At 39.2% G+C, this 12348-nt stretch carries 8 protein-coding genes and 1 tRNA gene; 4 read left to right on the top strand and 5 right to left on the bottom strand.

The window, feature by feature from the left end:
• Positions 1 to 36: 36 nt before the first annotated feature.
• Positions 37 to 120: transfer RNA gene (locus P0Y49_05660), tRNA-Leu, on the bottom strand.
• A 175-nt stretch (positions 121 to 295) separates the two neighbouring features.
• On the opposite strand from P0Y49_05660, the gene cls reads away from it, so the two are divergent.
• Positions 296 to 1747, top strand: a complete 1452-nt coding sequence (cls, locus tag P0Y49_05655; GenBank protein WEK20622.1) for a cardiolipin synthase — start codon at positions 296 to 298, stop codon at positions 1745 to 1747.
• On the opposite strand, the gene mgtA is transcribed toward cls, so the two are convergent.
• The 4 genes from mgtA to P0Y49_05635 all read right to left on the bottom strand — a co-directional run bounded on the left by mgtA (position 1744) and on the right by P0Y49_05635 (position 7562).
• Complete coding sequence (mgtA, locus tag P0Y49_05650; GenBank protein WEK20621.1) at positions 1744 to 4278, bottom strand: magnesium-translocating P-type ATPase; 2535 nt, start codon at positions 4276 to 4278, stop codon at positions 1744 to 1746. The two genes, cls and mgtA, sit on opposite strands and share 4 nt — an antisense overlap.
• Positions 4279 to 4365: 87 nt before the next feature.
• Positions 4366 to 5070, bottom strand: a complete 705-nt coding sequence (locus tag P0Y49_05645) for a hypothetical protein (GenBank protein ID WEK20620.1) — start codon at positions 5068 to 5070, stop codon at positions 4366 to 4368.
• Between the two features lie 93 nt (positions 5071 to 5163).
• On the bottom strand, positions 5164 to 6084 hold the full coding sequence (locus P0Y49_05640; GenBank protein ID WEK20619.1) for a glycoside hydrolase family 25 protein: 921 nt from the start codon (positions 6082 to 6084) through the stop codon (positions 5164 to 5166).
• 107 nt (positions 6085 to 6191) lie between these two features.
• Positions 6192 to 7562 carry a dipeptidase gene (locus P0Y49_05635; protein ID WEK20618.1) on the bottom strand — a complete coding sequence of 457 codons (1371 nt, stop codon included), beginning with the start codon at positions 7560 to 7562 and terminating at the stop codon, positions 6192 to 6194.
• Between the two features lie 166 nt (positions 7563 to 7728).
• Between P0Y49_05635 and P0Y49_05630 the strand changes: the two genes are divergently transcribed.
• From P0Y49_05630 to murA, 3 genes are all read left to right on the top strand, one after another.
• Positions 7729 to 10041 carry an exodeoxyribonuclease V subunit gamma gene (locus P0Y49_05630; GenBank protein WEK20617.1) on the top strand — a complete coding sequence of 771 codons (2313 nt, stop codon included), beginning with the start codon at positions 7729 to 7731 and terminating at the stop codon, positions 10039 to 10041.
• A 209-nt stretch (positions 10042 to 10250) separates the two neighbouring features.
• Positions 10251 to 10916 (top strand): DUF4290 domain-containing protein, encoded by a 666-nt coding sequence (locus P0Y49_05625; protein WEK20616.1) that lies wholly within the window; start codon positions 10251 to 10253, stop codon positions 10914 to 10916.
• Between the two features lie 36 nt (positions 10917 to 10952).
• On the top strand, positions 10953 to 12278 hold the full coding sequence (gene murA / locus P0Y49_05620; protein WEK20615.1) for a UDP-N-acetylglucosamine 1-carboxyvinyltransferase: 1326 nt from the start codon (positions 10953 to 10955) through the stop codon (positions 12276 to 12278).
• The last annotated feature ends 70 nt before the right edge of the window (positions 12279 to 12348 follow it).

Below are 12348 nucleotides of genomic sequence, written 5' to 3'. Positions count from 1 at the left end.
ATCTTCAATAAATTAGTCGGTTTAACATACTACTCGTGCCCGAAGAGAGACTCGAACTCTCAAGGATTGTACTCCAACGGCTTCTGAGACCGCAACGTTTACCAATTTCGCCATCCGGGCATTAAAATCTTTCAGAAGTATCCTTACTTGGCGCAAATATAGTATTATTGACCATTTTTAAGAATAATCCAAATAGAATTAAGGATATTATGCAAAAATAATCTCTCCTTTACCTATGGTAACATTAAACTGAATTTCTTAACTTACAGCACATCTACATATGTAACTTACAAATATGGACTGGTTGCTGGTTTCCGAAATCGCTTATCTCCTCATCCTGATTCTAGTCTGCCTGCGCATCATTTATGATACCCGCAGTACCACAAAAACTCTTGCATACCTACTTTTTGCCATATTCGTCCCTTTTTTTGGAATCATCTTTTATTTCTTTTTTGGAATCAACTACCGGCACAGAAAAATGTACAGCAAGAAGCTATTTGAAAACGACGATCTGGCCGCAAAATTCAAACAAGATTTGCTTCATTACTCTGCCAAAACCTTTCGGGAAAACAATGCCGAAGTCCTCAGCAATAAAGAACTTGCCTTTATGCTATTAAAGGATTCAATGAGTCCGTTAACTGCTAAAAATGCAGTGAAGCTATTGATAAATGGAGAGCAGAAATTCCCGGAGGTATTGAAAGCAATTCAGGAAGCCAAATACCACATTCACATAGAGTATTACATATTCGAGGATGATGAAATCGGTCAGGCACTCGCTGCGGCTTTAGCAGCAAAAGCGAAGGAGGGTGTTAAAGTCCGCTTTATTTATGATGATTTTGGTAGCAGAGATATCCGAAAAAAAATAGTCCCCTGGCTTATAGAAAACGGAGTTGAAGCTTACCCTTTTCTCAAAGTACACTTTATATTACTAGCCAATCGCCTCAATTACAGAAATCACCGCAAAATAATTGTCATAGATGGCCTCACCTCATTTGTAGGTGGAATTAATGTGAGCAACAGGTACATTAATAACCATACGGAACAATTGTATTGGCGGGATACCCATTTACGCATCGACGGTCCTGGTACACTGTACCTCCAATATCTTTTTCTGTGCGATTGGAACTTCTGTTCTGAGAAGATCCTGGAACCTGACTCATATTTTTTCCCAACTAAGGCTCCACAGATAGTGGAAGAAAACAAATTAGTACAGATCGCAGCCAGCGGGCCAGATTCAGAATCCCCAACCATTTTATTTTCCATCCTGCAAGCCATCAACCTTGCAACCAATGAAATTCTGATTACCAGTCCCTATTTTATTCCAGGCGAAAGTTTGCTTGACGCCCTTATTATATCATCATTAAGCGGAATTTCAGTAAAATTGCTGGTACCCGGCAAATCAGACTCTATTTTAGTGAATTCTGCTGCCAGGTCTTACTATAACGACCTCCTAAAAGCAGGTGTCCAGATCTACCAATACCAAAAAGGCTTTATACATGCCAAAACGATGGTTACGGATAAAAAGATTGCTATGGTGGGTACAGCAAATATGGATTTCAGAAGCTTCGACCTAAACTTTGAAGTAAATGCCATTGTTTATGATACTCAAATTGCCACCGAATTGAGTACTATTTTTTATTGCGACCTTAAGCATGCCTTAAAAATTGATCCCGAACAATGGGCTGATCGTCCATTATACAAGCAATTACTCGAAAAAGCGGCAAGGTTACTATCGCCTTTACTTTAATAAAAACGCTTGTAAAACCAACTTTTAACCAGCTCAGCAGAAAAAATATACAACATAACAATTGCCAGCATTGCCAAATAGAATTTAAAAGGCACTGCAATAAAACCCATAATATTTGCAAAAGGTATTATCGGAAGCAGTAAAGCCAATATAGCTATAAGTAATGTAGCAATAAGCAGGTATTTACCAGGTTTACTGGTAAGGATAGTCTTCCTGGTACGTACCACCATAACAATAAGCGTTGCAGAAACCACAGACTCTATAAACCAGCCTGTTTGAAATTCCTTTTCAGCAGCATGAAAGAAAAACAACAAGACGCCAAAAGTAAAATAATCAAAAACAGAGCTTAATATGCCGAATATCAGCATAAAGCGTTTAATAAAGTTAATGTCCCAACGTCTGGGTTTATCTGTCCATTCCGCATCCACATTATCAGTAGCAATAGCCATTGAAGGCAAATCTGTCATTAAATTGGTCAATAGAATTTGCTTAGGCAATAAGGGTAGGAAAGACAAAAATAAAGATGCCCCAGCCATACTAAACATATTTCCAAAATTAGCACTGGTAGCCATAAAAATGTACTTCTGTGTATTGGCAAATGTACGCCGTCCCTCCTTTACCCCCTCTATCAATACATTCAGATCCTGATCCAGTAAAACAATATCAGCCGCCTCCTTGGCTACATCCACTGCCGTATTAACCGAAATGCCAACATCTGCCGCATGAAGTGCCGATGCATCATTAATCCCGTCACCCATATAACCGACCACTCTTCCAGCCTTCTTTAAGGCAAGGATAATCCTTTCCTTATGGTTAGGCTCCACTTCCGCAAAAATATCCGTTTTCAATACCTGGTGACGTAAAGCCTCATCACTCATATCCCGCAAGGCAGATCCTGTAAGTATTAAAGCATCCTTCATGCCAACCTGCTCACTCATACTTCTCGCAATAAGGGCATTGTCGCCAGTAATTACCTTTAAATGAATGCCTAAATTCTGCAAGGATTTGATAGTTTCTACAATCCCCTCTTTTGGAGGATCAAACAAGGTTACAAACCCAGCAAATACCATATCCTTTTCATCCTCTCTATGAATAGGGCCTTTATTGTCCAGATTTTTATACGCCACTCCCAAAGTACGATACCCCTTTGCACTCAATACCTCGTAAGTTTGTTGGATTCCAGCTTTTGCTTCTGTTATAGAAACTAACTTCCCGTCAGCATCCTCTGCATAACTACACACTTCAGTAACCTGGCTTACTGCTCCCTTAGTAATCATTTGAGGCCCTGTATCCGATGAAACAAGCAGCGTTAAACGTTTGCGGATAAAATCATAAGGAATCTCATCCAACCGCTCTCTTTCTTTGTAATCCTTGAGGTTTAATGCCGAGATTGCTTCATCAATGGGGTTTTTAAAACCTTGTTGTAGCATGGCATTTATTTTTGCCAGGTTCAGCACTTTAGCACTTTCCTTACCAGCGCAATCCAACCCATCATTCACCTTTACATTCCCTGCAGTCAATGTACCTGTTTTATCCGAACACAAAATATCTATACACCCAAAATTTTCTATGGAACTGAGACGTTTAACAATCACCTGCTTTTGAGCCATCCTCCGCGCCCCCTGAGCCAGATTTACCGTAATAATAGCAGGCAACAGTTGCGGCGTTAGCCCAACTGCAATGGCAAGTGTAAACAACAATGAATCCAGAACCGGTTTATTCAACATCACGTTAACTCCAAAAATAAAAATAACCATGATCAAGGTTATTTGCATCAGAAAATAGCCAAACCGCCTGATGCCACGTTCAAACTCTGTTTCTGGTGTCCGGTTTTTAAGACTCTGACTTACACGTCCAAATTCGGTATTAATGCCCGTTCCAACAACTATAGCTTTAGCTGTACCGCTAATGACATGACTTCCCATGAAGAGCGAATTGCTGCGCTTAGCCAATGGGGTATCCGCGGCCAAAGTACCACCTTGCTTTTCAACCGGAAATGTTTCACCAGTAAATGCAGCCTCATCCACAAACAACTCATTTGATTCCAGGATAAGTGAATCCGCAGGTATCACATCTCCCGCGCTCAGCAATACAATATCCCCCGGTACAATATCTTCTACCGGGATTTCCCCTGCTTTTTCATCACGCAGCACATTTGCTTTTATCCTAACCATTGCCAGTAACTGAGCAATTGCATTCCCTGCTGCCCGCTCCTGCCAAAAACCAAGCATACTGCTAAAACATACAATAATAATGATGATAAGTGCATCAACATGATCGTCTAAATAAAAAGACAAACTGGCCGCTATCAATAAAATAATAGTAATTGGACTTTTAAACTGTCCTAAAAACAACAGGACATCACTTTTCTTGCCCTCCAGCTTGATCGTATTGGCTCCGTATTTTTCTCTGCGTTCCTCAATATCAACTGTCTTTAATCCTTCAGTCCTTGTATCGAGTTGTTGCAATAACACAGGAGTATCCAGCGACCAAAAACTATTTATATGATTTGAAAGAGGATCCTGTTTCATAATTGAGCGGTTTAGAAGGTAGGCAATTAAAACTTGTCGTTTAAATTTAAGCAAAAAAAATGCAGGGTGCTAACCCTGCATTAACCATTAATGTCTTCCGTGATTTTCTGGCCTGCCCTTACCATCATTTCCAGGTCTTTCGGGCTTACCTCCGTTACCAGATCTTTCAGGTTTACCACCGTTACCGGGCCTTTCTGGACGAGAAGGGCCTCCGTTACCAGGTCTTTCAGGTTTACCACCATTGCCGGGTCTTTCAGGACGAGAAGGACCTCCGTTACCAGGTCTTTCAGGTTTACCACCGTTACCGGGTCTTTCAGGACGAGAAGGACCACCATTACCAGGTCTTGTTGGGTGAGAAGGGGTAGGTCTATTATTAGGGCGGTTCCTCACAACATCATATTTACGGTCTTTACTATCTCTTATTATAACTTGCTTATTGTATGATGTTCTGTAATTTCTATACTTATTTCTATAGTCATTGTGTCTCAAATAGGGTTTATCACCATTCACAACAACCTTATAAGTTCTATACAAATCAATGTTGCGGTATCTGGCGGGTAAATAGCTTCTCCAAACCCAAGCTCCATTCACCAAATAAATATATTGACCTGTTGGTACATAATAGTAAGCATCTATTTCAGGCAAATAATAATAATCTACGTGATCATAGCCCACTGGTCCCCAAAGCGGCTGCGAACCAATATTAATGCTCAATCTTATCTGAGCATGTGCCCAATTAATATTTGCAATTGAAGCTACCCCAATTAATGCTGCAATTATTAGTTTTTTCATAATAGATATAATTTAATTAATATACACAACTCAATTGCAATGCCATAAAATTATCCAACCGTAAAAAACTTATTCCACTCATTTACAAGCACATTACTTAATCAACAAACGATCAAAAGCAAGGCTATCTCCATTAAAAGCATTAAAATCGACTACGTGATTAATACCGGATATTTTAGCTTTATCAGAGTGTTGCCAGAAATGCCATTTCGTAGCCTTATTTACCTTTAGCTTAGGCTGATGATAATGAGCTATCCATAAAGGATATTCATCAAAATGCCCTTGCAAATAGTCCTTATAAAAAGACAGTCCGGTATATATAATAGGCTTTACTCCTGTCCTTTTTTCAATATATTTTATAAACTCCAAAAGCTCAACGCGCATTTTTGATGCAGGAACATCATTCAATTCCTCTATATCAACAACAGGTGGTAAATCCCCTGCTTCAAAATTAACCGTTTGCAAAAAGAACTTTGCTTGCCATTCGCCCGGTTTCTGTGGTCTAAAATAATGATAGGCGCCGCAGATTACGCCTACTTTTGGCGCTTCACGCCAGTTGCGTTGAAAATATGGGTCAACCTTAAATAGTCCCTCGGTTGCCTTTATAAAGGCGAAATCGATCTTTACATCATCTTCCTTCATAGACCTCACCTGCTTCCAGTCTATCTTACCTTGGTAATAGGAAACATCAATACCATGAATATTATACCCTTTCGGTATGCGAATATTAAAACTATTATATGTACGGTAATTTGGATCTTCACCAATATCTCTGATCCAGCTCCAGGTCGAGCTAAAACCTTTAATGATGTATCCATAATAGAATGGAGAAAGCAAGACTAACAAAACTGCAGCTATAAAAAACTTAACTCCTATTGGCCAGGGCTTTTTCTTTATCGTTTTCTTTCTTGGAACCGTCTTTTTACGTGGACGGCCAGACGCATCTGATTCGTAGGTTTGGCGGAAAGTAGCAGCTTTTCTGGTAACTGGTGTTTTTTTAGGTGCTGGCGGCATGATTACGCAAAAATACACCTTTCAGGTAGGCATCCAAAATAAAAACACCAATGTTCCTGAGCGCAGGAATATTGGTGTTTTTATAAATAAGTAACTTGCGAATTAAGCTATTTACTCAATTCAGCAAAATACTTGTGGAACAAAGGCAAAGTCTCTATTCCTTTATAGTAGTTAAAAATATCGTATTTTTCATTTGGTGAATGTAAGGCATCACTATCCAAACCAAAGCCAAAAAGCACAGATTTAATACCCAAAGCGCTTTCAAATAAAGCAACAATAGGAATACTACCACCACCACGTGTAGGAATTGGTGCTTTACCAAATGAATCTACAATAGCTTTTTCAGCAGCACGATAAGCCACACTATCCGTAGGTGTTACTACCGGCTCACCACCATGATGAGCAGTAACTTTAACCTTTACATAATCAGGCGCTATACTCTCGAAATGCTTAGCAAAGATCTCTGAAATCTCATCAGAGCTCTGATTAGGTACCAAACGCATAGAAATCTTAGCATTAGCCTTAGATGGAAGAACAGTCTTAGCACCTTCGCCAATATAACCACTCCAGATACCATTAACCTCTAATGTAGGTCTTGTTCCAGTACGTTCTAATGTCGAATAACCTTTCTCACCCCACTCAGCTTTGATATCCAAATCTTCTTTATATTCATTTAAATCAAATGGAGCAGAATTCAATGCTTTTTTCTCTGCATCACTCAATTCCACAACCTTATCATAAAATGCAGGAATAGTAATGTGATTGTTCTCATCATGCAGAGAAGCAATCATTTTACATAATATAGTTGCCGGATTAGCTACAGCACCACCATATACACCTGAGTGCAAATCGCGGTTTGGACCAACAACTTCAACCTCCATATAAGCCAGACCACGTAAACCAGTCTCTATAGATGGGTTTTCCATGCTGATCATTGAAGTATCAGAAATTAAAACCACATCAGCTTTTAAGCGATCAACATTTGCATTTACAAAAATACCAAGGTTTGCAGAGCCAACTTCCTCCTCACCCTCAATCATGAATTTCACGTTACAGGCAAGTGTATTGGTCTTCATCATCAACTCAAAAGCCTTTACGTGCATGTAAAACTGCCCCTTATCATCACAGGCACCGCGTGCATAGATCTTTCCATCACGCACAGTTGGCTCAAATGGTGGAGTTTTCCATAGCTCAAGCGGATCTGCAGGCTGCACATCATAGTGTCCGTAAACTAAAACGGTAGGTAAACTCGCATCAATGATTTTCTCGCCATAAACAATAGGATAACCTGCTGTTTCACAGATTTCAACATTATCAGCACCAGCATCTTTCAGTTTCTGAGCTACAAAATCAGCAGTATTAAGTACATCTGCTTTATATTTTGGGTCGGCACTAACCGATGGAAAGCGCAACAATTCAAACAGCTCATCTAAAAAGCGCTGCTTGTTTTCTTCTACATATTTTTTGATCTCTTGCATAACAAATTAGTTTGGACAAACTTAGATAAAATTGCCCGAAGGAGCAATAACTCAATCTTCACCTATTTTACCAACACATTCTATTAAACGCACATAATTTCCTAAATTTGCAGTTATATTAAGAACGTATCTATAAACAGCATACTTTAAATATCAGGAACGGATTTTGGATTATTTAGCAGGTTTAAACCCCCAACAACGCGCAGCAGTAGAGAACACAGAAGGCCCGGCAATGATCGTTGCAGGTGCAGGCTCCGGAAAAACAAGAGTAATCACCTTTAGAGTGGCACATTTGATTGAAAAAGGAGTAGATCCCTTTAATATTCTTGTACTTACCTTTACCAATAAAGCTTCAAAAGATATGCGTGAGCGTATCATGAAAGTGGTAGGAGCCGAAGCTAAAAATATCTGGATGGGTACATTTCACTCTGTTTTTTCCAAGATATTAAGAGTAGAGGCCGAAAAGATAGGTTACCCTTCCAATTTCACGATTTATGATACAGACGATAGTAAAAGCTTAATCAGAACCATCCTGCGCGAAATGCAACTGGATGATAAACTGTACAATGCAAACTTCGTTTACAACCGCATTTCATCAGCAAAGAACAACCTTGTTTCCTATACAGAATACATGGAAAATGCTGAAATTCAGGCTGAGGATATCAGTAATAAAAGACCTTTAATTGGTGTTATCTACGAAACATATACCAAACGCTGCTTTAAAGCCGGCGCTATGGACTTTGATGATTTGTTGTTTAAAACCAATATTCTGCTAAAAACACATCCTGATGTACTAAACAAATACCAGCAGAAATTTAAATACCTGATGGTAGATGAGTACCAGGATACTAACTTTTCGCAGTATACTATTGTTAAAAAGCTTGCTGCCGCCTATCAGAACATCTGTGTGGTGGGTGATGATGCACAAAGTATCTATGCCTTCAGGGGAGCAAACATCCAAAACATATTAAACTTTGAGCGCGATTATCCGGATTTAAAAGTATATAAACTGGAGCAGAACTACCGCTCAACGCAAAACATAGTTAAAGTGGCCAATAGTATTATTGCCAACAACAAAAACCAACTGGAAAAGAACGTATTCTCCGACAATGAATCTGGCGACAGAATTAAAGTTCAGCGTGCTTTTACTGATAATGAAGAAGGTAAGATCGTAGCTGACTCCATTGTTCAGGACCGTACTACCAAAGGTTACAACTACAATGATTTTGCCATCCTTTATAGAACAAATGCGCAATCTAGAGCTATGGAGGAGGCTTTAAGGAAACTCAATATTCCTTATAAGATATATGGTGGATTATCATTCTATCAACGTAAAGAGATCAAGGATTTAATTGCATATTTCAGATTAACCTTTAATCCGGCGGATGAAGAAGCCATCAAAAGGGTCATCAATTACCCAAAAAGGGGGCTTGGAGATACCACAGTAGAGAAAATAAGTGTAGCAGCAGATCAGCATAACATTACGATGTGGCAGGTAATCTGTAACCCACAGCAATATATACCAGGTAGGGTTGCTAACCAATTGAATGACTTTGCTGTAATGATCCAGAGTTTCAGTGCTGAAGCTAAAAAACTGGATGCTTACGAGACTGCTTTATATATTGCACAGCACTCAGGTATTTTAAAAGAATTACATGCCGATCAATCTGAGGAAGGTCGTGGCAGACACGAGAACATACAGGAGTTATTAAACGGTATTAAGGAATTTGGTGAACGTGAAGACATTGAAGACCGCAGTCTGGCTGTATTCATGCAAGACATCGCCTTATTAACCAATGACGATAAAAAAGACGATAAAGAAAAGGATACGGTTTCTTTAATGACCATTCACTCCTCTAAAGGTCTGGAATTCAAGAATGTTTATGTAGTAGGATTGGAAGAAAATCTTTTCCCATCACAAATGTCACTCAATTCAAGAACTGATCTGGAAGAAGAGCGCAGGCTATTTTATGTAGCCGTAACCCGTGCAGAAAAGAAACTTACCCTCACCTACTCCACTTCACGTTACAGATGGGGAACCCTTACAAACTGCGAACCTAGTCGTTTTATTGACGAAATAGATGCCCGTTTTCTGGAAATTGAAGTCGTAAAACCAGCTAAAAGTAGCTTGGGCGAAAGTGGGTTCAATGAGGAAAGACGTACCTGGACGCAACAGCGTGATACTTTCACTAAGCCAAAACCAGGTATGTCCTCGGGTCCTGGAACAGCAACAACGCCTGCCCAAAGGCCAAAAACGACCTCCATGCTTCCAAAGGCGCATATACCTACACCAGGTTTTACACCAGATGCAGCAAATGCATTCCAAAATGGTATGGATGTAGAACATGAGAAGTTCGGTTTCGGAAAAATCATCAGTCTGGAAGGCACCTTACCAGATGTAAAAGCTACCGTATTTTTTCAGGGACTGGGTAACAAGCAATTGTTATTAAAATTTGCTAAGTTGCGAATTGTTAAATAACCCTTATATTTACAGGACTTACAGAGTCTTATGGGCTCCGTAATAAATAAAAAACTGATTGTAATATATAAAAACCGGCCCTTTGGCGTTATTTCTTTAATAACCCTGCCCGTTATAAATGAGTCTGAAGCATAAGTTTTCAAGAAAATACTAAGCACTCCCAATGAATCAGACCAAAAAGGAATTAAAATATTAACGAAAACATATAAATGAATTTCGAGTATAACACCACAAGAAACGAGTTGATTTTAGCCGAATATGGCCGTAATGTACAAAACATGGTAAAGTACATTATCGAGCTTCCCGATCTTGAAGAACGTAATAAATACGCCCAGGCAGTAATCGACCTAATGGGCTTCTTAAACCCACATTTACGCGATGTAGCAGATTTCAAACATAAACTTTGGGATCATTTACACATCATTTCGGGTTATAAAATTGATGTAGACAGTCCTTACCCTAAACCTACGCCTGAAGATGCGATGGTAAAACCTCAGCATATTGGCTATCCTCAGCAAAAAATTACCTATAAACACTATGGTAAAACGGTTGAAATGATGATAGAAAGAGCCAAAGCTGTAGAAGAACCTGAACGTAGAGCAGCAATGGTACAGGGAATAGCCAATTTCATGAAAATGGCTTATGTGACCTGGAACAAAGACAGTGTAGCCGATGAAACCATTTTAAAAAACCTTCGCGAACTATCTGGAGGACAACTACAACTAGATGAAAACATCAACTTAAATAAGGTTGAGTTTAAACCTCAGGCTGCAAGACCTTCAAATAACAACAATCGCGGAAGAAACAACAATAATAAGGGCAGACAAAATAACAGTAATCGTTCTTCCCGAAACAACCCTAAACAGCGACACTAATCTTACCAGTTTTTATCCATACACCTTACGAATAACATGAACGCATTTGAAATAATTGGCGGTAAGAAATTAAAGGGCGAAATTCAACCTCAAGGGGCAAAGAATGAAGCGCTGCAAATCATAGCCGCTGTTTTATTAACCGATCAGAAAATTACCATCAGCAACATCCCCGACATTAAGGATGTAAACAAACTTATTGAACTGCTGGGAGATATGGGCGTAACCATTGAGCGCCTAAACAAAGACACTTATACTTTTGAAGCCAAAAACATTAACCTTGAGTTTTTCCAATCGGATATATTTAAGGCTAAAGGTGGTGGCTTAAGAGGATCAATTATGATCGTTGGTCCACTATTGGGACGTTTTGGAAAAGCAGCAATCCCTAAACCGGGAGGTGATAAAATTGGTCGCAGAAGATTAGATACCCATTTTATCGGCTTTGAAAAATTGGGCGCCAAATTTGTGTACGACACTAAAAAAGAGTTCTTTAATGTAGATGCAACCAACTTAAAAGGTGCATATATTCTACTTGATGAAGCCTCAGTAACCGGTACAGCAAACATTGTAATGGCCGCTGTACTAGCCAAAGGAACGACAACTATATATAATGCCGCCTGCGAACCATACCTGCAACAGTTATGTAAAATGTTGAACCGTATGGGCGCTAAAATCACTGGTGTTGGCTCTAACTTGCTGACCATTGAAGGGGTTAAAAAACTAGGTGGAACAGAACACAGGATGCTTCCGGATATGATCGAAATTGGCTCATTTATCGGCTTAGCAGCTATGACAGAGTCAGAAATCACCATCAAAAATGTTTGTTATGCAGAACTTGGTGTAATTCCTGATGTATTTAAAAAACTAGGGATCAAGTTTGAATTAAGAGGTGATGATATTTACATTCCTTCTCAAAAGCATTATGTAATTGAGTCATTTATAGATGGTTCAATGCTAACCATTGCTGATTCCCCTTGGCCTGGATTTACCCCCGACTTGCTTAGTATTGTCCTTGTGGTAGCTACCCAAGCCAGAGGAAATGTATTGATACACCAGAAAATGTTTGAAAGCAGGTTATTCTTTGTGGATAAACTGATCGATATGGGTGCACAAATTATCCTTTGCGATCCACACCGTGCTTCTGTAAATGGTATTGATAAAAAATACAAGCTAAGAGGTATCAGTATGACCTCTCCAGATATCCGTGCAGGAGTTTCATTACTCATTGCCGCATTATCTGCTGAAGGAAAATCAACTATTTTCAATATCGAACAGATTGAGCGTGGTTATCAGGATATTGACACCCGTTTACGTGCAATTGGTGCAGATATTAAACGTGTAGAAGCATCAGCACCAACACATTAAATCATTTAACAAAATGATATATAAAATAGAAAAGCCCCAATTGGGGCTTTTATTATGCACTATAATTACA

It is taken from the genome of Candidatus Pedobacter colombiensis (genome assembly GCA_029202485.1).
In the GTDB taxonomy this organism is placed as follows: Bacteria; Bacteroidota; Bacteroidia; order Sphingobacteriales; family Sphingobacteriaceae; genus Pedobacter; species Pedobacter colombiensis.
This window is presented reverse-complemented; position numbering and strand designations above follow the sequence as displayed.